The organism is Rhodococcus sp. 3258 (assembly GCF_031456475.1).
GTDB classification, from domain to species: domain Bacteria; phylum Actinomycetota; class Actinomycetes; order Mycobacteriales; family Mycobacteriaceae; genus Rhodococcoides; species Rhodococcoides fascians.
The window spans coordinates 17097-37985 of the sequence record NZ_JAVDUT010000009.1 but is presented as its reverse complement, the minus strand read 5'-3'; the positions used below and the strand labels follow the sequence as shown (position 1 = coordinate 37985).

Sequence of the window (20889 nt, the reverse complement as noted above, 5' to 3'; positions counted from 1 at the left end):
TCTCGGCGGTACCGCTGTCCTGATGATGGTCACCGCCCTCGTCGGTGCCCGTATCGGACGACACAATGTCGTGGATGTGACGTGGGGTGGCGGCTTCGTTCTGATCGCGCTGATCTCGACTGCGACCGGAACCGGTGATCTATGGCGACGACTCCTGCTCGTCGTGCTCGTCGGAGTGTGGGGGCTTCGTCTTGCGCTGCACATGGTGCAGCGCTCACGCGGACACGGTGAGGATCCGCGGTACACCGAGCTGCTGTCCAAGGCCACCGGCAACAGAACCTGGTATGCCCTGCGGAAGATCTATCTGACGCAGGCGGTTGCGCTGTGGTTCGTGTCCCTTCCACTGCAGATATCCGCCGTCTCACACGGATCGGTTCTACCCGTCGTCGTACTCGGCGTAGTGATCTGGCTACTCGGATGGACGTTCGAGGCAGTGGGCGACGCGCAATTGAAGGAGTTCAAGGCGGACGCGTCGAACAAGGGCAAGATCATGGACCGAGGTCTGTGGGCCTGGACGCGGCATCCCAATTACTTCGGCGACTCGGCAGTGTGGTGGGGACTGTTCCTCGTCTCGGCCTCGGCGTGGCCTGGGGTGTTCACGATTCTGTCGCCCGTCGCGATGACGTACTTCTTGGTGTTCGCCACCGGGGCTCGGCTGTTGGAACAGAGCATGGAGAAGCGTCCGGGGTATCGCGAATATCAGCAGCGAACCAGCTATTTTCTGCCACGGCCACCGAAACGGCAGAGCAAGTAGCTCGCGGGTGGGGCAGCGGCGTTAGGGTTGAACGAGAAATTCGGTTCGTCGACCGGATTCGGTTCGTTCGAGGATTGAGGAGGCGCATCGTGGCGCACGAGAGAGCTGGAACCACTGCACTGCCGGAGGATCTGGTCGATCTCTCGCAACTCGTCACGGCGTACTACTCGCGCATTCCGGACGTGTCGGAGCCGAGTCAGCAGGTCGTGTTCGGGACCTCGGGTCATCGAGGTTCGAGCCTGGATTCGGCGTTCAACGAGGCGCACATCGTCGCGACCACGCAGGCCATCGTGGAATATCGTTCCGCGCAAGGCATCACCGGGCCACTGTTCATCGGTCGAGACACCCATGCATTGTCCGAGCCCGCGTGGACGACGGCTCTGGAGGTGTTGGCAGCCAACGACGTCGACGTTCTGGTCGACTCGGGGGATCGCTACACCCCGACGCCCGCCGTCAGTCATGCCATTCTCCGGTACAACGAGTCGGGGCCGACCGCGAAAGCCGACGGCATCGTGGTCACACCGTCCCACAATCCGCCGCGTGACGGCGGGTTCAAGTACAACCCTCCGCACGGTGGACCGGCCGACAGCGATGCGACGTCGGTGATCGCTGCCCGCGCCAACGAGCTTCTCCGCGAGGGCATTACCGGTATCAAGCGTGTGACTCTCGCGCAGGCGTTCGCGGGAAGCGTCTCGCGGTACGACTTCCTCGGCACCTACGTGGACGACCTCCCGAATGTGCTCGATCTCGATGCGATCCGCGCCGCCGGAGTTCGCATCGGTGCGGATCCGCTCGGCGGTGCCAGTGTCGACTACTGGGATGCGATCGCCGAACGACACAACCTCGATCTGACCGTCGTCAATCCGTTGGTCGACGGCACGTTCCGCTTCATGACGTTGGACACGGACGGCAAGATCAGAATGGACTGCTCGTCGCCGAACGCGATGGCATCACTGATCGCAGCCCGGGATCGATTCGACATCGCCACGGGCAACGACGCCGACTCCGATCGACACGGCATCGTCACTCCCGACAGTGGTCTGATGAACCCCAATCACTACCTCGCGGTCGCGATCGACTATCTGTTCACCCACCGACCCGGGTGGTCACCGACCGCGGCAGTCGGCAAGACGCTGGTGAGTTCCTCCATGATCGATCGCGTCGTCGCCGGTCTCGGACGAAAGCTGCTCGAGGTCCCGGTCGGGTTCAAGTGGTTCGTGCCGGGGCTGCTGGACGGCGAGCTCGGCTTCGGCGGCGAGGAGAGCGCCGGTGCCTCGTTCCTGCGGCACGACGGGCGAGTGTGGACCACGGACAAGGACGGAATCATTCTGGCGCTGTTGGCCTCGGAGATCACCGCGGTCACCGGATCGACACCGTCGCAACGCTACGCAGAATTCACAGCCGAGTACGGCGACCCGTCGTACGCCCGCGTCGACGCTCCGGCAACCAGGGAGCAGAAGGCTGTGCTCGCGAAGTTGTCGCCCGACCAGATCACAGCCACCGAATTGGCGGGGGAGCCGATCACCGCGACGCTGACCGAGGCTCCCGGAAACGGGGCCGCACTGGGTGGGCTGAAGGTGACAACGGAGAGCGCCTGGTTCGCAGCTCGTCCGTCGGGAACCGAGGACGTCTACAAGATCTACGCGGAGTCGTTCCAGGGCAAGGAACACCTCGCCGAGGTCCAGGCTGCCGCACGTGAATTGGTCTCGTCCGCTCTCGAGAGCTCGTGACCGACTCACCGACACCCGACCACGACAGCTCGGCCCCCGAGCCGGCATTCCAACCCGGAGGCAAACTCCCTCCGGAGATCTGGGTGCTGGTCTCGGCAGCGTTCGTCATCGCCCTCGGATTCGGCATCGTCGCGCCTGCCCTGCCGCAGTTCGCTCGAGAATTCGGCGTCGGATACACGGCCGCATCGGCAGTGATCAGTGCCTTCGCCCTCATGCGGTTGCTGTTCGCACCGGCGAGCGGTGCTCTGGTTCAGCGCCTCGGCGAACGACCCGTCTACCTGATCGGACTGTTGATCGTGGCGGTCTCCACCGGTGCGTGCGCTCTGGCTCAGACGTACTGGCAGCTGCTGGTGTTTCGCGGACTCGGCGGAATCGGGTCGACGATGTTCTCGGTGTCTGCTCTCGGACTGCTGATCAGAATCAGTCCACCTACCAGTAGAGGCCGCATCTCCGGGCTGTACGCGACCGCTTTCTTGCTGGGAACCATCGGTGGTCCGCTCGTCGGCGGCGCGCTCGTCGGTTTCGGTCTGCGGGTGCCGTTCGTCATCTATGCCGTGGCTCTGGTGATCGCCGCTGCCGTCGTGTACTTCACCCTCGGCAATTCCGATCTGGTCAAGCCGGAGAAGGGAACTGCGCCGCCGACGATGTCGTTGCTCGCTGCTCTGCGAATCCCGTCCTATCGGGCCGCGCTGGCGTCGAACTTCGCGAACGGATGGGCCGTGTTCGGTGTCCGGGTGGCGCTGGTGCCGTTGTTCGTCGTCGAGGCAATGCAGCGGTCCGAGGTGTTCGTCGGGATTGCTCTCACGGTGTTCGCAGTGGGTAATGCCCTGGTTCTCACCACTGCCGGTCGCCTGTCCGACGTACGCGGACGCAAACCGTTCATGCTGGGCGGTTTGGCGGTCTGCGGCCTGGGAACGGTCGTGATGGGCTATGTCCACGATCCGGTGTTGTTCCTCGCGGTGTCGTTGATCGCCGGAATCGGATCGGGCCTGATGAGTCCTGCCCAGCAGGCCTCGGTCGCGGACGTGATCGGCTCCAAGGCCCGTGGAGGACCCGTGCTGGCTGCCTTCCAGATGGCGTCCGACGTGGGCGCGGTGATCGGCCCGATCGTGGCCGGAATGATCGTGGAACGGGTCTCGTTCGGTCCGGCTTTCGCCGTGACGGGCGCACTGCTTCTACTGGCGGGGTTGTGGTGGTCGCGCGTTCCGGACACCCTCGAGCGCGAGCGCAGCTGACGGATACGTCCGTAGTATTCGCTCTGTGAGCGAGAAGAAGACATCCAGCACGAAACACACTCCGCAGGCCTCGTCGAATACCGTGACGTACATTCTGGGCGGTATTGCATTCCTCGTGGTGGTCGCGGTCGTCGTGGTAGCGATCCTGTGGCAGCGAGGCAGCGACGCGCCCCGGAACGACGGGTACGGATCGGTCAAGAATCCCGAGGTCGAATTGTCGTTGCCGGGAGACGGTGTCGTCGTATTGGCTCGTCCGGGCGCGCAGCGCGTCATCGATATCTACGAGGACCCGATGTGCCCATTCTGCAGTGATCTCGAGGTGAAGCACGGCCAGGAATTGGCTCAGAAAATCGACGACGGCGTTGTCTCGGTCAACTACCACCTGATCAATTTCCTCGATGCGAGCTCGGCCTCGGGTGACTATTCGACGCGGGCCGTTGCGGCGTCGCACTGCGTGGCCGCAACCGAGAATGCGCGGGTCTACTCGGGTTTCCACGCCGCACTGTTCGACCCGGAATTCCAGCCGGAGGAAGGAAGCGACTCCGACCGAACCGATGCCGAACTGGCGGAGCTGGCAACGTCGAACGGAGCGAGCGATCTTGCGGTGGAGTGCATCACCACGGGCGCGCAGCGTGACGCAGCGGTGGCGGACGCGACGACCGGTCGGGACGCCTTGGCCGCATCGGGCGCACGCGGAACTCCGGGTGTTCTGGTGGATGGACAGGTGGTCGACGCGCTGGGCGACTCGGAATGGCTGGCTACGGTCGGCTGATCGGGGTCGAGCGCGGGGGCCCGTACCGGAGCATCGAGTAGGGGCCGCACCAGCTGATTTGTTGCTGCCGCGAGCGATGGTGTAACTTCGTTCGAGCAACCGCATGAGCGGGAGCACGCAGTACTCGGGGCTATGGCGCAGCTGGTAGCGCACCACACTGGCAGTGTGGGGGTCAGGGGTTCGAGTCCCCTTAGCTCCACCGAGAAAGCAAAAGCGCCGCCCATCGGGCGGCGCTTTTGTTGTGTCTATGGCTTCGGCCACCGAATCGGCGTCTGCAGCGTGAGTCCTGAGACGCCGATTCGGAAGGCGGGGGTCAGTGAGCTGCGTCGAACGCCTGCTCCACTTCGGCGGGTATTCTTCCGCGCGCAGAAATGTTGTGGCCGTTCGCCTTCGCCCATTCTCTGATGGCTTTGGTCTGATTGGCGTCGCGCTTCGCCCCGGTGGCCGGGGAACTCGACTTCTTCTGTCGCTTTCCGCCCACCTTCGTCGAGTGCTCGATGTAATAGTCGAGCTTGCGGTGGAATTCTTTGGCGTTCTTGTCGCTCAGATCGATTTCGTAGCTGACTCCGTTGACCGAATAGGTTATGTGTTCGCCACCGGATTCGATCGGTTTTTCGTCGATGTCATCGACTAGTTGCACATAGACTTTTCTGGCCATGCTGAAGCTCTCCAATGGTGCAGGGAATGATGCGGGGGGATGTCCAGATCGAACTGTGTCGACTATACGGCCGAACAATGTGTATATCCATGCTGGCCGATCGATTGTTACCGGTTTCGCAGCATTGCCACAGAATCTGCAGATGTATTCGTCGAAACCGACGTGGCGCAGGCATTAAGTGTGTGCGCAGTGCGAGGGATCGCTGTTGCGGTGAACAAAGACAAACTGTCCGGTATTCATAGGAAATTCGTTCTCGGGGTCGGTTCGAGCCGGCGGCCGGTTTCGGAGTTTCGCGGCACTTGTGTCGCCGTCGTGGGAAACATGAGAAGGCTGGGCAGATCGCAACGGATCGATCACGAAATGCAATCCTTTGGCTAACGAAATTCGATCAGGGACTCGAATGGATCGATCTCTGGTTCACTCGAGCAGCAAGTGTCTGTTGTGACGCACGGTAGCTCCTGATGCCAATGGGAACCGCGTGGCTCGACGGCGTCCGAGGTGCCGAGAGGGGAGTGGCGCGACCGGCTCCACCGGAGCGCCCACGAGTCGATGAAATCTTCACGAACAGCCGGGTCGGCTGCGGTGACGCTGATGTGCGCAGGTCTACTGGGTGCTGGAGCGCTCGTCGGCGCACCGGCATCGGCCGACCCGTCCACGCCCGCCACCGCGCCGTCGGCGACACCCGGCACGGAATCGGCCGGACGAGAGTTGACGGGAAAGACGGTCTTCCTCGATCCGGGTCACCAGGGCACAGCTCACTCGGAGAATCTGCAACGGCAGGTCGACGACGGGCGCGGCGGTACCAAGGATTGCCAGACCACGGGCATGACCACGGTGGACGGGGTGCCGGAGCACACCATCAACTGGAAGGTCTCGGAGCTGGTTCGGTCCAGTCTGGAGAGTCTCGGTGCGACGGTGAAGACCAGCCGCGTCGACGACGCCGGATGGGGCGGGTGCGTCGACGATCGGGCTCGCGCTGCCAGCGCGTCCGGAGCCGATGTGGCCGTCAGCATTCATGCGGACTCGACGAGCACGACGACCGACACCGACAAGCACGGATTCCATCTGATCGTGCCGACACTGCCGATTCCGAATGCGGCGGCCGATGCGGCTCAGTCCGAGGGCGGGCGCTCGGCCTCGAAGCTGATGAGAGATTCCTACGTTCGCGCCGGGTTCGATCCCGCCAATTACTCGGGCGTTGTCGACGGGATCCAGGAACGATCCGACGTCGCGGGGCCCGCACTGACGACTGTTCCGTTGGTGTTCGTCGAGATGGGCAATGGTTCCAACCCGGACGACGCGGCGGTGCTCGAGGGCTCGGACGGTCAGGTGAAGCATGCGATCGCCATCTCCACCGGCATCATCGACTATCTTCTCGGAGCCGAGGCTGCCTCGTCGCCGGACGTCGCAGTTCCCACCGCCTCTGCGCCGACGCCGACGAGCGCGACTGTCCCCGCCGCTACGTCGACGTCCGTAGCGGGTCGTAGTGCCTTGTCTCGACTACTCGAAAGCGTCTCGCCGTATGTCGAATCGTTCGGTGTCGACGGGTTGAAGGGATTGGTGACCGACGAGAACGTCAGCAGCGTCTCCACCTTCGCTCGAGGCCTCCTGAATCGAATTCTCGCCGCCCGGTAGTCTCGACCGGCGTGGCGCGTCGACGAATTCCGGTGGTAATCGTTGCCGGCTTTCTGGGTGCCGGCAAGACCACTCTGCTCAATCATCTGTTGCGCAACGATGCGGGAATTCGGATCGGCGTCGTGGTCAACGATTTCGGTGCGATCAACATCGATTCCATGCTCGTTGCAGGACAGGTCGATTCGATGGTGTCACTGGGCAACGGATGCATCTGCTGTGCGGTGGACATCAGTGACATGGACGCGATGTTCGATACGCTGGCACACCGCCGTTCGGCCATAGACGTGATCGTGGTGGAGGCCAGCGGATTGGCGGAGCCACGGAATCTCATTCGAATGGTGCGCGGCAGTGAGAACGAGTTCATCGTGTACGGCGGATTGGTGGGAGTCGTCGACGCGGTCGAATTCGCGGTTACCCGCACCCTGCATCCCGAAATCGATCAGCATCTGCAATTGGCGGATCTGGTGGTACTGAACAAGTCCGACGCCGTCGAGGATTCGGAGCGCTCTGCGGTGGTGTCGACGGTTCGGTCCATTGTCGGCGACGTCCCTGTCGCAGCTGTGTCGTTCGGACGCGTCGATCCTCTGTTGTTGTTCGACCGGCCCCAGAACGGGCCGGTCGAATCGGCACTACCCGTGCAGTTGTCCTTCGACGAACTTCTGCGTGAGCACCTCGACGACGACAGCTGCCACGAGCACGGACACCACCGACACCTGCATGCGCAGTACTCGCATACCGAGTTCGTCAGCACAGCAGCGATGGAGCCGCGTCGGCTGATCGAATTTCTGGAGAACCCGACCGGAAACCTCTACCGCATCAAGGGTGTCGTGCATTTCGACCTGCCGGGACACCAGCAGAAGTTCATCGTGCAGACGGTAGGGCGACACATCCGGTTCGAGAGTGCAGCGTGGTCACGGGGTGAAGCCCAGCAGACATCACTGGTGCTGATCGGCACCGAACTCGATGCGGACGCGGTCGAACATCGACTGCGGGCCTGCGTGCGCGGCCCTGACGACGCAGTCGACGCCTCGGCCATGTTGCCGGTCCATCGATACCTCGAGCCGGCGTAGGTCTTCTACAGTCCGACCCATTCGGTGCGCCCGCCTTCGAAGCCCTGCCGTTTCCAGATGGGTACCTCGGCCTTGATGCGTTCGACCAGTCGGGCGCACGCCTCGAACGCCTCGGCGCGATGAGCCGATCCGACTGCGGCCACGAGCGCGAGATCGCCGACCCGCAAGTCCCCGACGCGATGCACGGCAGCGACCGCAAGACCGGTTTCGGACGAGACCTCCGAGCAGCATCGGCTCAAGAAGCGTTCCGCATCGGGGTGGGCGCGGTATTCGAGAGTTTCCACGGCGTGGCCACCGTCGTGGTCACGAACGATTCCGCTGAACAGCACCACGGCACCGTGGTGCGAATCCTGTACCGCGGCCTCTACCTCGGCGGTCGTCAGCGGCTCGTTCGAGATGCGGGCGACGAGTTCAGTCATCGTGGGGTCCTCCTCCTGAGATCTGGGCGAGTACATGATCGAGGAGCGGATCGAGAACGGCCAAGCCGTCTTTCACGGCTCCCGGTGATCCGGGCAAATTGACGACGAGGGTACGTCCGATCAACCCGGACACTCCGCGACTCAGCACCGCGTGCGGCGTCGCGGAGGTTCCCTTGGCGCGGATCTGGTCTGCTATTCCTGGCATCTCGATGTCGAGCAGTGCCGCCGTGGCCTCCGGAGTTGCATCGGTAGGGGAGACGCCGGTTCCGCCGGTCGAGATGATCAGCGACGGCTCGCCGCGTAGCGAGTCGCGCAGTCCGGCCTCGATGTCGGCATCGGCGTACACCAGCGGGCCGCGCACCGCGAAGCCCCGATCGGTCAGCCAGGATGCGATGGACGGGCCGGTGGTGTCCGGGCGGGTTCCGCGAGCACCGCCGGTGGAGGCCACGAGCACGACCGCCGACTTCGTCCCCTCCGACGGCCGAGCGTCGTCGTCGGGGGCGGTCGCCTTCGCATCACGCTGCCAATGTCCATGCTTACCACCGTCTTTGGTGATCAGCCGGACGCCGTTCATCGTCGCACCCGGGTCGACTGCCTTGACCATGTCGTGCAGGGTCAGCCCGGCAACCGCGACGGCGGTGAGGGCTTCCATCTCGACGCCGGTCCTACCGGTCGTGCGCGCGGTGGCTTCGACCGTGATGGAGGTGTCGGTGAATCCGAAGGAGATCTTGACCGACGAGAGCGCGAGTTGATGGCACAGCGGAATCAGATCGGACGTGCGCTTGGCAGCCGAGATACCGGCGATCCGAGCGGTCGCCAGGACATCGGCCTTCGGCATGCCGTCCGCCTGCACCAACCCGATGACCTCGGGCGTGGTGACGAACTCGCCTGCCGCCACAGCGGTTCGGGAGGTCTCTTTCTTGTGCGCCACATCGACCATGCGGGCGCGGCCCTCGTCGTCGAGGTGCGACAGGGGGTTCTGCGGAACTTCGGTGGTCACAGCGGCCATACCTCCACGGGTGATCCTGCGGCGAGTTCGGTCGTCTCGGCGGCGATGTCGATGAGCACGTCGGCCCACGCCAGTGCGGCCACCAGGTGGGACCCCGGTCCGGCGACCAGTTCGACCCGGCCGTCGTCACGCAATTTCCCGCGGAGCAGTTGACGCCTGCCCGGCGGCGAGGTGATCGACTGGAACAGAGTCGCAGGGCCCGACAAGACCGGTGGCAGGCCGCCAGATCGCCGAACGATGTTGCGCGCGAACATGATGTACGACACCACGGTGCTGACTGGGTTGCCGGGGAAACTCAGGACCGGAGTGCCGTCGAACATCGTGATGCCCTGCGGTCCACCCGGTTGCATCCGAACCGATCCGAACTGTCCACCCAGCGGCGCGAGAACGTCCTTGACCACCTCGAAGTCGCCCATCGACACTCCACCGGAGGTGATGATGAGCTCCGCCGATGCGGCTGCGGAGGTGAGGATGCTTCGGAAGCGTTCCGGATCGTCGGTGCTGCGTGCGACGGTGACCACGTCGGCACCGCTCGCGCGCAGGTGCGCGGCAAGAGTGATGCCGTTCGAGTCGAAGATCTGACCGGGCGAGAGCGTCTCGCCTGCGTCGGCCAACTCTGCTCCGGTGGTCACCACGGCCACACGAGGACGCGACCGTACGTCGACGGTGGCCAGTCCGACGGCCGCGAGAACCGAGATGTGCCGGGGCTCGAGCACTCTGCCCGCGTCGATCAGGATCGTTCCCGCGCGTACGTCGCTACCCTGTTCGCGCACGAATTCGCCTGCGACGCGGGCTCGTTCGACGGTCACCGCACCTGCGGTGGTCACCGTGGTGTCCTCCACGGGGACGATGGCGTCCGCTCCGTCGGGTATCGGTGCACCGGTCATGATCTTGGCTGCGCTACCGGGCGTGAGCGTCGAGGGTCGGGTGGGTCCGGCAGCGATGATCGTCGATACCGGAAGCGTCACGGGCGCAGACTGCACCGAGCGAGAATCGACCGCATAACCGTCCATCTGCGAATTCCGGAACAGAGGTAGATCGACGGGGGAGGTCACGTCGTGGAATGCCACCCGCCCCAGTGCGTCGGTCAGCGGCACTCGTTGAGCTGCTCGGGTGCCCAAGTCTGCGAGCAGCCACTCGATCGCTGCTGCGTGCTCCTCGACGGATACGGCGCTCACAGTGCAGGTCCGGTGATCGCTCGAGTGTGCTCAGCCGTCATGGCTGCCAATCCTAGGCACGCCGACACGACGGGCGCGTGTGGGCTGCGGCATACTGGGTAGACAAGCCGATGTGAGACATGCAGGAACAGACGGATTCGAGGTGTGAGGTGACGGTGGACAGTGTCACGTCCCTCGGGATCCCACGTATAGGCGCAGCTTCCTCGGGGTCGTCGTTCGGCCCGGTGGACGATCGTCCCGACGTGCCGCATCTGATCGATCGCTTCGGGCGGGTGGCACGCGATCTGCGCATCTCGATCACCGAGAAGTGCTCGCTGCGGTGCACGTATTGCATGCCGGAGGAGGGGCTGCCGGCAATCCCCGCAGCCGACCTACTGACCGCTGGCGAGATCGCTCGGGTCGTCTCGGTTGCCGTGCGCCTGTTGGGAATACGCGACGTGCGTTTCACCGGCGGTGAGCCTCTGATGCGCCGAGACCTGGACGAGATCCTTCGTTCGTGCTCCGCTGTGGCGGACGGCGTTCCGTTGTCCATGACCACCAATGCCGTCGGTCTGGAACATCGTGCGCAGGCCCTCGCCGAGGCCGGTCTGACGCGCGTCAACGTGTCGTTGGACTCGGTCGATCGTGAACAGTTCGCGCGCTTGACTCGACGCGATCGTCTGCCGTCGGTGCTGGCCGGTATCCGAGCGGCCAAGAAGGCGGGCATCGGTCCGGTGAAGGTCAATGCCGTACTGATGCGAGATACGCTCTCCGGCTCCGTGGATCTGCTCCGGTGGTGTCTGGACGAGGGGGTCGCGCTTCGATTCATCGAGCAGATGCCACTCGACGCCGATCACGAATGGGCCCGCAACAACATGATCGACGCCCAGACGTTGCTCGACGAGCTGTCCACTGCTTTCGATCTTCGTGAAGTGGGTCGCGCCGATCCGTCCGCTCCCGCCGAGGAATGGAGCGTGGACGGCACGGAGGCAACCGTGGGAATCATCGCGTCCGTCACGCGCTCGTTCTGCGGCGACTGTGATCGCACGAGGCTCACCGCCGAGGGGACCATCAGGTCCTGCCTGTTCAGCGACGACGAGACGGATCTTCGCGCGGCGCTGCGGGGCGGTGCCACCGATGACGAGCTGGCAGCAGTATGGCGCGGAGCCATGTGGAACAAATGGGCCGGGCACGGCATCGACGCCGAGGGCTTCGTGCCACCGACCCGCAGTATGGGAGCAATCGGTGGTTGAGACACAGCCCAGCACGACCGATAGTCGAACGATGCAGGTGGAGGTGCGGTACTTCGCAGCCGCCGTCGACGCGTCCGGCTGCGAGTCGGAACACCTCACTCTGCCGGCCGGTGCGACGCTGGGAGAATTGCGCGAGGCCATCCGTTCTCGGTACGGAGCCCCGATGGAACCGATTCTGCGGGTGTCGGCGTATCTGGTCGGAGACGAGTTGACCCGCGATCTGGGGCGGTCCGTAGGCAGCAGAGTCGACGTACTGCCGCCGTTCGCCGGCGGCTGATCGTCACCGATCGCCGCCGACGAAGGTCGGTCAGTGACCGTTCTTCCACCAATCGTCGAACGGTGTCACTGGAACGGTTCGCTTGTGCCGCGTCGCGGCGAACATCTTCTCGAGTTTGTCGGCCACTTCCTCGGTGACGTCCTTGCCTTCGAGGTAGTCGTCGATCTGCTCGTATGTGACGCCGAGTGCTTCCTCGTCGGGCAGAGCCGGTCGATCGTCTTCGAGATCCGCGGTGGGGACTTTGCGCCAGGTACTTTCGGGCGCACCGAGCTCGCGCAGCAGCGCAGCGCCTTGTCGCTTGGTCAGGCCGGTCAGAGGTGTCAAATCCACCCCGCCGTCGCCGAACTTGGTGAAGAAGCCGGTGACCGCCTCGGCCGCGTGATCGGTGCCGACGACCACATAGCCGAGTTCGCCGGCGATCGCGTACTGGGCGACCATGCGTTGACGTGCTTTGATGTTGCCGCGCACGAAATCTCGGACCTCGCCGGTTCCCAGAGCCTCGGCGGTCGCAGCGGCTGCGGCATCGGAGGCCTCCTTGATGTTCACCGTCACCGTGCGGTCGGGATCGATGAACTTCAGTGCGATCGCCGCGTCGTCCTCGTCGGCCTGCACACCGTAGGGGAGCCGTACGGCGACGAATTCGGCCTCGTGCCCGTCGGCACGTAGTTCGGTCACCGCCCGTTGTGCGAGCTTGCCGGTGAGCGTGCTGTCCTGTCCGCCGCTGATCCCGAGTACGAAACCGGAGGCCGGGGTCGACGCGAGGTAGTCCTTGAGGAAGTCCACGCGCCTGCGGACCTCCGTCACCGGATCGATGGTCGACTGTACCGCCAGCTCACGCATGATTCCGGAGCGCAATTCCGAGTTGATGTGTCCCATCCGATCATCCTAATGACGAGTGCGGGTACGCGTTCGGGTCGAGAAGGATGCGTAGTGTCGTTCGACGTGAGCGGATCCACGGATACCTTCGTCAAGCGAGATACCCGCGCGCACCCGGACTTCTTCGAGGCCGAGGCGACGGGACTCGCGTGGCTCGGTGAGACAGGGGTGCCTGTCGTCGGTGTTCTCGATCGCGGACCGACGTTCATCGAACTCGAGCGGTTGACGGCCGCGCGTCCCACTGAGATCGCGGCCCGTCGATTCGGGCGCGCACTGGCCCGGATGCACGACGGCGGCGCGGCCGGATTCGGGGCTCCGCCGAATCGCCCGGACGGCACACCGTTTCCCGGGCAGTTGTTCATCGGCTCGCGGCCCATGACCAACACTGTCCACGCCACGTGGGGTTCGTTCTACGCCGCCGAGCGAGTGCTGCCGTATCTGCGGATCGCGGTCGACGCCGGAAACGTGACGCAGTCCGAGGCGGCGACCGTCGAGGCGGCGTGCGGACGGGTGGCGGACGGCGAGTTCGACGACGGTGAACCGCCCAGTCGAATCCACGGAGACCTGTGGAACGGCAACGTCTTCTGGACCGATGCGGGTGTCGTGCTCATCGATCCCGCGGCACACGGCGGCCATCGCGAAACGGATCTGGCGATGGCGGCACTGTTCGGCTGTCCTCATCTGGACGCCATGGTCGACGGCTACGAGTCCGTGCACCCGCTGCGGACGGGGTGGCGCGACCGGACCGCCCTCCACCAGTTGCATCCTCTGGCCGTACATGCGGCCGGACACGGCCGTTCGTACGGAACTGCCTTGCATTCGGCGGCACTGTCGATCCTCGCGACGTGACCGACAACCGCTATGGGACGCGAGTTGCTCTGCGCACCAGATCTTCCCACCCGTCGGCCAGACGATCCATCGTCATTCCGAGGTCTCGGTACTGGTGCAGCACCAACGTGGCTTCCAGGGGTGTGAGCAGCCAATAGGTGAGAAGTTCCAGGTCTCCCTCCACGCCGGCTGCACGGAGCAAAGACAGAACGTGTGTGAAATTGACCATGTGCGCCGGAGCCGAATACCGAGCGTCGGCCGAGCTTTCCGCGGCCCGCAGCACCTCACCCTGAACCCTGACGAACTCCAGCCGTGCCCGACCGAACGCGACGAGGCGGTCGATGGGATCGGCACCGGGCCCGAGCGGCGGTTCGCCGAACATGAACGAGCTCTGCAACATCTTCTCGGTGTGATCCAACAGGGCTCGCATCAACCCGGCGCGGTTGCCGAAGCGCCGGAACACGGTGCCTTTGCCGACGCCGGCCCTCGTTGCCACGGCCTCCATGGTGACGGCGTCGGCACCGAGGGTCGCCACCAGCTCCGTCGCCGCGTCGAGGAGCAGCCGGCGGTTGCGGGCAGCGTCACAGCGTTCGGAGTCTTCGCCTACTACGGGCAGCATCGGACCGGTCACCTGTTCAGGGTACCTCGCTGAGGAATACAAGTGGACCGCGGTCCGTTTGGATGGTATGAATTGACACGACGATCACGTCATCCGAACTTTCGAAGGAAGATTTCATGTCAGACGCACACGTACTCGTTCTCGTCGGAAGCCTGCGCGCCGAATCGGTGAACAAGCAGATTGCCGAGACTGCAGTCACCGTCGCACCGGCCGATGCCGAGATCGTGGTCTACGACGGGCTGGGCGACGTTCCCTTCTACAACGAGGACATCGACGTCGACGGCTCCGTGCCTGCGGCCGCCCTCGCTCTGCGCGCCGCTGCCGAGAAGGCTTCTGCGCTGCTGTTGGTCACGCCCGAATACAACGGCACCATTCCGGCCGTGCTGAAGAACGCCATCGACTGGCTCTCACGTCCCTATGGTGCCGGTGCCATGGTGGGCAAGCCGGTCGTGGTCATCAGCGCATCGCCGAGCGGCAACGGGGCCAAGTGGGCCCACGAGGACACGAGCAAGGCCGTCCGCATCGCCGGCGGATCCGTACTCGAGGACGTCCAGCTCTCCATCGGCGGCACCATCGACAAGTTCGGGACCGCTCACCCGCGTGAGAACGCCGAGGTGTCCGGTGAGATCGGTCACGTCGTGGCCGAGTTGGTCAAGGCATCGAAGGAACTCGTCAGCGCGTGACCGCTTGATGGTATCGGGAATCGTTTTCATGTAGCCTGGTCTCATGAAGGTGAGAAATTCTCTGAAATCGCTCAAGAACAAGCCCGGTGCCCAGGTGGTTCGCCGCCATGGGGTCGTGTTCGTGATCAACAAGAAGGAGCCGCGGTTCAAGGCGCGTCAACGCTGACGCTCGCGTGATCCACGTGACGGCCCCTCGGAGCAATTCCGAGGGGCCGTCGTCGTGCGCGGATGTCGTAGGGGAACGTCACTGTCGGGGCGACGGTCGGTAGTGACGAAAGACACCTCGTTTTGTGACGTCCGACACGCCGATGTGGGGTGGACGAGCGTCGGTCGCACGGCCGTGACCAGCGAATACCACGCATGTTGTTCGCAACATCTCGTGTTCTAGGCAGATGGGGGACACTAGGTGTAGTGTTTGACCCGCCGAGAGACCACAACTCGAAGAGCCCGAACGACGTGGGTTCGAGCAGGTCGCAGTCGCCCTGAGCGGGAGATGTTCTCGGTGCCACACGCAGAGCACATCGTCGCCATCGGTGCACCCGACGGCGACAACGGAAAGAGGGACACCATGAGCATCACCGTTTACACCAAGCCCGCCTGCGTCCAGTGCAATGCCACCTACCGCGCCCTCGACAAAGCGGGTATCGAGTACTCCGTCATCGACATCTCGCAGGACCCCGAGGCACGTGACTACGTCATGGCGCTCGGTTACCTGCAGGCCCCCGTCGTCGTCGCCGGTGACGACCACTGGTCCGGTTTCCGCCCGGATCGCATCAAGACCCTAGCGACGAACGCTGCTTGAACAGATCGAGAAAGTGAGTGAGCGGTGAGTTCACAACAGCAGTCCTCGAACTCACTCGTCTACTTCTCCAGCGCGTCGGAGAACACGCACCGTTTCGTGTCGAAGTTGGATATCCCCGCGACGCGCATTCCCTTACGAGATCCGGACGGCACGTTTCGCGTCGACTCTCCCTACGTCCTGATCGTGCCGACGTACGGCGGAGGAACGACGTACGCCGGCCGCGACACCAACTACGTCCCCAAGCGTGTGATCAAGTTTCTCAACGACAAGCACAATCGATCGTTGATCAGAGCCGTCATCGCTGCCGGAAACACCAATTTCGGTGACTCCTTCTGCTTTGCCGGAGACGTCATCTCGCAGAAATGCGCGGTTCCGTATCTCTACCGCTTCGAATTGATGGGCACCCCCGAGGACGTAGTGCGAGTCCGCGAGGGACTCGAAGACTTCTGGGAACGGGAAGTCCGTCGCGCTGCCCACACGCACTGAGCATCAACCACCACAGACCAGTAGGAGCACCGCCGTGGCACCGACCATCACCGACGCAGCACCCGCACCCGCGCCCGTTCGCAGCGACGGTGACATGGACTATCACGCGCTCAACGCGATGCTCAATCTCTACGGGCCCAACGGTGAGATCCAGTTCGAGAAGGACCGCGAAGCTGCCAATCAGTACTTCCTGCAGCACGTCAACCAGAACACCGTGTTCTTCCACGACCTGGACGAGAAGCTGGACTACCTGGTCGAGGAGAACTACTACGAGCCCGAGGTTCTGGACCAGTACTCACGTGAGTTCGTGAAGTTCCTGATCAACCACGCGTACTCGAAGAAGTTTCGATTCCCGACCTTCCTCGGCGCGTTCAAGTACTACACCTCCTACACGCTCAAGACGTTCGACGGCAAGCGCTACCTCGAACGCTTCGAGGACCGTGTGTGCATGGTGGCATTGACGCTGGCGGCCGGTGACGAAGCCCTGGCCACCGATCTCGTGGACGAGATCATCGCCGGCCGATTCCAGCCCGCGACGCCCACCTTCCTCAACTCGGGCAAGAAGCAGCGCGGCGAGCCCGTCTCGTGCTTCCTGCTCCGCATCGAAGACAACATGGAGTCCATCGGACGATCCATCAACTCCGCGTTGCAGCTGTCCAAGCGCGGCGGCGGAGTTGCATTGCTGCTGAGCAACATTCGCGAAGCAGGTGCGCCGATCAAGCGGATCGAGAACCAGTCGTCCGGTGTCATCCCGATCATGAAGCTGCTCGAGGATTCGTTCTCGTACGCCAACCAGCTCGGGGCACGCCAGGGCGCGGGCGCGGTGTACCTGCACGCGCACCACCCCGACGTGTACAAGTTCCTCGACACCAAGCGTGAGAACGCCGACGAAAAGATCCGCATCAAGACGCTGTCCCTCGGAATCGTCATCCCGGACATCACGTTCGAGCTGGCGAAGAAGAACGAGGACATGTACCTGTTCTCGCCGTACGACGTCGAGCGCATCTACGGAGTGCCGTTCGCCGACATCGACGTCTCGGAGAAGTACTACGAGATGGTCGACGACAAGAGGATTCGCAAGACCAAGATCAAGTCGCGTGAATTCTTCCAGACCCTCGCCGAGCTGCAGTTCGAGTCCGGCTACCCGTACATCATGTACGAGGACACCGTCAATCGTGCGAACCCGGTGAAGGGCAAGATCACTCACTCCAACCTGTGCTCGGAGATTCTCCAGGTCTCGACGCCGTCGACGTTCAACGACGACCTCTCGTACAGCCATGTGGGCAAGGACATCTCGTGCAACCTGGGCTCGCTGAACATTGCCAAGACGATGGATTCGCCCGATTTCGGTAAGACCATCGCGGTGGCGATCCGTGGTCTGACTGCGGTGTCGGATCAGACCCACATCTTCTCGGTACCGTCGATCGAGCAGGGCAACAACGACTCTCACGCGATCGGCCTGGGTCAGATGAACCTGCACGGCTACCTCGCCCGCGAGCGCATTCACTACGGCTCGACCGAGGGAATCGACTTCACCAACATCTACTTCTACACGGTGTTGTTCCACGCCATCCAGGCGTCGAACCAGCTGGCGAAGGCGCGCGGCCAGTACTTCAAGGGCTTCCCGGATTCCAAGTACGCGTCGGGTGAGTTCTTCGACAAGTACACCGACCAGGTGTGGGAGCCTGCGACACCGAAGGTCGCGAAGTTGTTCGCCGATTCCGACGTCGCCATCCCGACCCAGGCCGACTGGGCCGCGCTGAAGGCGTCGGTGCAGGAGTACGGAATCTACAACCAGAACCTGCAGGCCGTTCCGCCGACCGGCTCGATCTCGTACATCAACAACTCGACCTCGTCGATTCACCCGGTGGCGTCGAAGATCGAGATCCGCAAGGAAGGCAAGATCGGCCGCGTCTACTACCCGGCACCGTATCTCGACAACGACAACCTGGATTACTACCAGGACGCGTACGAGATCGGCTACGAGAAGATCATCGATACCTACGCTGCCGCAACGCAACACGTCGATCAGGGCCTGTCGTTGACGCTGTTCTTCAAGGACACGGCCACCACCCGCGACATCAACCGCGCACAGATCTACGCATGGCGTAAGGGCATCAAGACGCTGTACTACATCCGTCTGCGTCAGATGGCCCTCGAGGGCACCGAGGTCGAGGGCTGCGTTTCCTGCATGTTGTGAGGGCTCGGCATATCAGCCAGAGAACTGAATAAAATTCGGTCTGGCTCCGCGGCAACGGAGCCAGACCGATCTCGGCCCGGAGGCGCGAGGGTGACTTCATCAGTCCACTTGAGCGTATCGGAACTTCTTGAGGCAAGATGCCTCTTTCCGTCCTCTGGGCCTAAATCCCCAGGAGGACCGCATTATGAAAAACATCACTCAGTATTTCGGTATCACCAGAGCAGTCCCGTTCGTCGATGTGGCTGTCGCTAGGGACAACCTTCTCTTCATTGATCCGCATGCGATCAGGCTAAGTAGAACTCCTGGTCCGTTTGCGGGAGAAGCGATTGACTGCATCGACAGTTACTTCGACACGATCGCTCGATGTGTGATGTCACCATCGGTGTCGGATCGCATGCGCGGACGGGCCTTGCTTAATCACTTTCCGGAGCCGAAGGAAACTCGATTTGGTATGTCCGTCAATGGATTCCATGGACACGGGGGAGCTGCCGACGTTGGACGTTGGATCTGGAACGGCCTGTCGACTGATCTTCATGCCCTGCTGAGGGTGGGCGTCCTCAAGCGCCTGGAGGAATTGCCGCTGTACATCGACGGTGTCGGGGATGACATCACGTCGGACATAACGACCAGAATCATCTACGGACCTCTCGCCCGGTACACGGCAGAGATGGTCAGGAGGTATCCCGAGTTTTCATCGCACGGTCATAAGCTGGTGACCATACGATCGCAGGCGTGGGATCCGTCGACGCGAGAATGGGTTGTAGCAGCGTTCACGTTGCCCGTGGCACATGGCGAGCCGCTTCTGCTCGTGCCGACGAGTTGGGCTCGCTCTGGGATGCTCATGTCTGCTCGCCGCTTCTACGAGACAAGCGTACTGACTTATGTGCAGGACGAGCAGGCGGTTCTGAACTCTAGAGGGAAATTGTTGAAGAGTCCGAAGTACAGGCTCAGAACATTGCCAGGGCTTGAGCCGGGCAGGCGGACGAACCTCAAGGTGACTCTGCGAGCTTTGGAAAGCTCCGATGACGTGTTGGATTTGTTTCGGAAGTTTGTAGCAATGCGCGCGGCTCTACAGGAGCGCGACGCTGGTTGATCTGGCTATTGCAGCTGGCCGCGATGGCACAATTGAACGAACAGCACTAGTGGCGACAAGCTATCTTGTCGCCACTAGTGCTGTTTCACAACAAGTTTCGGTGAATTGTGCAAACTGCTGCATCAGGCGAGTCGTCAGCCAACTGAGTTGCATGGGTGTAGTTTGAAGGTCAAGATTGATTCAGGTCGCCGATCAGCATCGAGCGGCAGGCCGACCATCAGAAGCTAAGTTGAGTTTGAGGGTCGGACACACATAGATTTGACCAACCCAAGCAAACGACTCGACACCGGGGACCCAAATGACGACCGCATCCAAGCCGCAAACGCCGGCTCACGGAACTCCAGCGCTAAAGCTCATCGATCGTGTCACCGCGATCAACTGGAATCGGGTCCAGGACGACAAGGACTCCGAAGTCTGGGAGCGTCTCACCAGTAATTTCTGGCTGCCCGAGAAGGTGCCGGTGTCGAACGACATCCCGTCGTGGGCCACTCTGACCGCCGTCGAGAAGCAGTTGACGATGCGCGTGTTCACCGGACTGACGCTGCTCGACACCATTCAGGGCACCGTCGGTGCAGTCAGCCTCATTCCCGACGCGATCACTCCCCACGAGGAGGCGGTGTACACCAACATCGCGTTCATGGAGTCGGTGCACGCGAAGAGCTACAGCTCCATCTTCTCCACCCTCAGCTCCACCCGCGACATCGACGATGCGTTCCGCTGGTCCGAGGAGAACGTCAACCTTCAGCGCAAGGCCGAGATCGTGCTGAACTTCTACCACGGTGACGACCCGCTCAAGCGCAAGGTGGCGTCGACTCTGCTCGAGTCGTTCCTCTTCTACTCCGGCTTCTACCTGCCGATGTACTGGTCCTCACGGGCCAAGCTGACCAACACGGCGGACCTGATCAGGCTGATCATTCGCGACGAGGCCGTGCACGGGTACTACATCGGATACAAGTACCAGAAGGGTCTCGAGAAGGTCAGCGAGGAGCGGCGCGAGGAACTCAAGAACTACACGTTCGAGTTGCTGTTCGAGTTGTACGACAACGAGGTCGAGTACACCCAGGATCTGTACGACGAGATCGGTCTGACCGAGGACGTCAAGAAGTTCCTGCGCTACAACGCCAACAAGGCACTGAACAACCTCGGCTACGAGGGTCTGTTCCCCAAGGACGAGACGGATGTGAATCCGGCAATTCTGTCGGCACTGTCACCCAACGCCGACGAGAACCACGACTTCTTCTCCGGCTCGGGATCCTCGTACGTCATCGGAAAGGCCGTCAACACCGAAGACGAGGACTGGGACTTCTAGAAACCCATCCTCGCGCCGGGCCGC

General features: G+C 62.8%; 22 protein-coding genes and 1 tRNA gene. 17 read left to right on the top strand and 6 right to left on the bottom strand.

What is annotated here, in order from left to right; genetic code table 11:
- Nucleotides 1-22: 22 nt before the first annotated feature.
- The 5 genes from J2X62_RS22000 to J2X62_RS21980 all read left to right on the top strand — a co-directional run bounded on the left by J2X62_RS22000 (nt 23) and on the right by J2X62_RS21980 (nt 4690).
- Nucleotides 23-754 (top strand): DUF1295 domain-containing protein, encoded by a 732-nt coding sequence (locus tag J2X62_RS22000; protein ID WP_310183499.1) that lies wholly within the window; start codon nt 23-25, stop codon nt 752-754.
- Between the two features lie 89 nt (nt 755-843).
- Nucleotides 844-2484, top strand: a complete 1641-nt coding sequence (pgm, locus tag J2X62_RS21995) for a phosphoglucomutase (alpha-D-glucose-1,6-bisphosphate-dependent) (protein WP_027496584.1) — start codon at nt 844-846, stop codon at nt 2482-2484.
- 77 nt (nt 2485-2561) lie between these two features.
- The gene (locus J2X62_RS21990) at nt 2562-3719 is read left to right on the top strand and encodes an MFS transporter (protein ID WP_045841964.1); all 1158 of its coding nucleotides are present in this window, start codon (nt 2562-2564) and stop codon (nt 3717-3719) included.
- 25 nt (nt 3720-3744) lie between these two features.
- Nucleotides 3745-4491, top strand: coding sequence for a DsbA family protein (locus J2X62_RS21985; protein WP_032390069.1), 747 nt, complete (start codon nt 3745-3747; stop codon nt 4489-4491).
- 126 nt (nt 4492-4617) lie between these two features.
- A tRNA-Ala gene (locus tag J2X62_RS21980) sits at nt 4618-4690 on the top strand.
- A gap of 114 nt (nt 4691-4804) precedes the next feature.
- On the opposite strand, the gene J2X62_RS21975 is transcribed toward J2X62_RS21980, so the two are convergent.
- Complete coding sequence (locus J2X62_RS21975) at nt 4805-5149, bottom strand: Lsr2 family protein (protein ID WP_032370939.1); 345 nt, start codon at nt 5147-5149, stop codon at nt 4805-4807.
- 549 nt (nt 5150-5698) lie between these two features.
- On the opposite strand from J2X62_RS21975, the gene J2X62_RS21970 reads away from it, so the two are divergent.
- Both J2X62_RS21970 and J2X62_RS21965 read left to right on the top strand, forming a co-directional pair.
- Nucleotides 5699-6784 (top strand): N-acetylmuramoyl-L-alanine amidase, encoded by a 1086-nt coding sequence (locus J2X62_RS21970; protein ID WP_230591971.1) that lies wholly within the window; start codon nt 5699-5701, stop codon nt 6782-6784.
- A gap of 11 nt (nt 6785-6795) precedes the next feature.
- Nucleotides 6796-7854, top strand: a complete 1059-nt coding sequence (locus J2X62_RS21965; protein WP_032366342.1) for a GTP-binding protein — start codon at nt 6796-6798, stop codon at nt 7852-7854.
- Nucleotides 7855-7859: 5 nt separating this feature from the next.
- Here the strand turns inward: J2X62_RS21965 and J2X62_RS21960 are convergent, their stop codons facing one another.
- From J2X62_RS21960 to glp, 3 genes are read right to left on the bottom strand one after another with little or no spacing between them, the layout of a single operon-like run.
- Complete coding sequence (locus tag J2X62_RS21960; RefSeq protein WP_027496591.1) at nt 7860-8273, bottom strand: molybdenum cofactor biosynthesis protein MoaE; 414 nt, start codon at nt 8271-8273, stop codon at nt 7860-7862.
- Nucleotides 8266-9273: a bifunctional molybdenum cofactor biosynthesis protein MoaC/MoaB gene (gene moaCB / locus J2X62_RS21955; RefSeq protein WP_310390578.1), complete on the bottom strand. Its 1008-nt coding sequence runs from the start codon at nt 9271-9273 to the stop codon at nt 8266-8268. The genes J2X62_RS21960 and moaCB overlap by 8 nt, the downstream gene beginning before the upstream one ends.
- Nucleotides 9270-10460 carry a gephyrin-like molybdotransferase Glp gene (gene glp, locus J2X62_RS21950; RefSeq protein WP_032366343.1) on the bottom strand — a complete coding sequence of 397 codons (1191 nt, stop codon included), beginning with the start codon at nt 10458-10460 and terminating at the stop codon, nt 9270-9272. The genes moaCB and glp overlap by 4 nt, the downstream gene beginning before the upstream one ends.
- Before the next feature lie 179 nt (nt 10461-10639).
- On the opposite strand from glp, the gene moaA reads away from it, so the two are divergent.
- Nucleotides 10640-11692, top strand: coding sequence for a GTP 3',8-cyclase MoaA (gene moaA, locus J2X62_RS21945; protein WP_094643087.1), 1053 nt, complete (start codon nt 10640-10642; stop codon nt 11690-11692).
- 31 nt (nt 11693-11723) lie between these two features.
- Nucleotides 11724-11969: a MoaD/ThiS family protein gene (locus J2X62_RS21940; RefSeq protein ID WP_027496595.1), complete on the top strand. Its 246-nt coding sequence runs from the start codon at nt 11724-11726 to the stop codon at nt 11967-11969.
- Between the two features lie 30 nt (nt 11970-11999).
- Here J2X62_RS21940 and nadE read toward each other — a convergent pair whose 3' ends face one another.
- Nucleotides 12000-12845, bottom strand: coding sequence for an ammonia-dependent NAD(+) synthetase (nadE, locus tag J2X62_RS21935; protein WP_032366345.1), 846 nt, complete (start codon nt 12843-12845; stop codon nt 12000-12002).
- Between the two features lie 66 nt (nt 12846-12911).
- On the opposite strand from nadE, the gene J2X62_RS21930 reads away from it, so the two are divergent.
- Nucleotides 12912-13694 carry a fructosamine kinase family protein gene (locus tag J2X62_RS21930; RefSeq protein ID WP_032366571.1) on the top strand — a complete coding sequence of 261 codons (783 nt, stop codon included), beginning with the start codon at nt 12912-12914 and terminating at the stop codon, nt 13692-13694.
- Nucleotides 13695-13704: 10 nt separating this feature from the next.
- Here the strand turns inward: J2X62_RS21930 and J2X62_RS21925 are convergent, their stop codons facing one another.
- The gene (locus J2X62_RS21925; protein ID WP_027496598.1) at nt 13705-14304 is read right to left on the bottom strand and encodes a TetR/AcrR family transcriptional regulator; all 600 of its coding nucleotides are present in this window, start codon (nt 14302-14304) and stop codon (nt 13705-13707) included.
- Nucleotides 14305-14408: 104 nt separating this feature from the next.
- Between J2X62_RS21925 and J2X62_RS21920 the strand changes: the two genes are divergently transcribed.
- From J2X62_RS21920 to nrdF, 7 genes are all read left to right on the top strand, one after another.
- A complete protein-coding gene (locus J2X62_RS21920; protein ID WP_032366346.1) occupies nt 14409-14975 on the top strand; it encodes an NAD(P)H-dependent oxidoreductase in 567 nt (188 codons plus the stop codon).
- Nucleotides 14976-15018: 43 nt separating this feature from the next.
- Complete coding sequence (gene ykgO, locus J2X62_RS21915; RefSeq protein WP_027496600.1) at nt 15019-15141, top strand: type B 50S ribosomal protein L36; 123 nt, start codon at nt 15019-15021, stop codon at nt 15139-15141.
- Between the two features lie 402 nt (nt 15142-15543).
- The gene (locus J2X62_RS21910) at nt 15544-15777 is read left to right on the top strand and encodes a redoxin NrdH (protein WP_027496601.1); all 234 of its coding nucleotides are present in this window, start codon (nt 15544-15546) and stop codon (nt 15775-15777) included.
- Nucleotides 15778-15801: 24 nt separating this feature from the next.
- The gene (nrdI, locus tag J2X62_RS21905) at nt 15802-16263 is read left to right on the top strand and encodes a class Ib ribonucleoside-diphosphate reductase assembly flavoprotein NrdI (RefSeq protein WP_027496602.1); all 462 of its coding nucleotides are present in this window, start codon (nt 15802-15804) and stop codon (nt 16261-16263) included.
- Between the two features lie 34 nt (nt 16264-16297).
- Complete coding sequence (gene nrdE, locus J2X62_RS21900) at nt 16298-18463, top strand: class 1b ribonucleoside-diphosphate reductase subunit alpha (protein ID WP_032366347.1); 2166 nt, start codon at nt 16298-16300, stop codon at nt 18461-18463.
- 184 nt (nt 18464-18647) lie between these two features.
- On the top strand, nt 18648-19556 hold the full coding sequence (locus tag J2X62_RS21895; RefSeq protein WP_032366348.1) for a hypothetical protein: 909 nt from the start codon (nt 18648-18650) through the stop codon (nt 19554-19556).
- A gap of 298 nt (nt 19557-19854) precedes the next feature.
- On the top strand, nt 19855-20865 hold the full coding sequence (nrdF, locus tag J2X62_RS21890) for a class 1b ribonucleoside-diphosphate reductase subunit beta (protein WP_032366349.1): 1011 nt from the start codon (nt 19855-19857) through the stop codon (nt 20863-20865).
- The last annotated feature ends 24 nt before the right edge of the window (nt 20866-20889 follow it).

Bases quoted from the DNA above. Each gene is read 5' to 3' on its own strand.
- J2X62_RS22000 (WP_310183499.1), top strand. From the start codon at position 23: ATGATGGTCACCGCCCTCGTCGGTGCCCGTATCGGACGACACAATGTC.
- J2X62_RS21975 (WP_032370939.1), bottom strand. From the start codon at position 5,149: ATGGCCAGAAAAGTCTATGTGCAACTAGTCGATGACATCGACGAAAAA.
- J2X62_RS21970 (WP_230591971.1), top strand. From the start codon at position 5,699: ATGAAATCTTCACGAACAGCCGGGTCGGCTGCGGTGACGCTGATGTGC.
- J2X62_RS21960 (WP_027496591.1), bottom strand. From the start codon at position 8,273: ATGACTGAACTCGTCGCCCGCATCTCGAACGAGCCGCTGACGACCGCC.
- J2X62_RS21940 (WP_027496595.1), top strand. From the start codon at position 11,724: ATGCAGGTGGAGGTGCGGTACTTCGCAGCCGCCGTCGACGCGTCCGGC.
- nadE (WP_032366345.1), bottom strand. From the start codon at position 12,845: ATGGGACACATCAACTCGGAATTGCGCTCCGGAATCATGCGTGAGCTG.
- J2X62_RS21920 (WP_032366346.1), top strand. From the start codon at position 14,409: ATGTCAGACGCACACGTACTCGTTCTCGTCGGAAGCCTGCGCGCCGAA.
- ykgO (WP_027496600.1), top strand. From the start codon at position 15,019: ATGAAGGTGAGAAATTCTCTGAAATCGCTCAAGAACAAGCCCGGTGCC.
- J2X62_RS21910 (WP_027496601.1), top strand. From the start codon at position 15,544: ATGAGCATCACCGTTTACACCAAGCCCGCCTGCGTCCAGTGCAATGCC.
- J2X62_RS21895 (WP_032366348.1), top strand. From the start codon at position 18,648: ATGAAAAACATCACTCAGTATTTCGGTATCACCAGAGCAGTCCCGTTC.
- nrdF (WP_032366349.1), top strand. From the start codon at position 19,855: ATGACGACCGCATCCAAGCCGCAAACGCCGGCTCACGGAACTCCAGCG.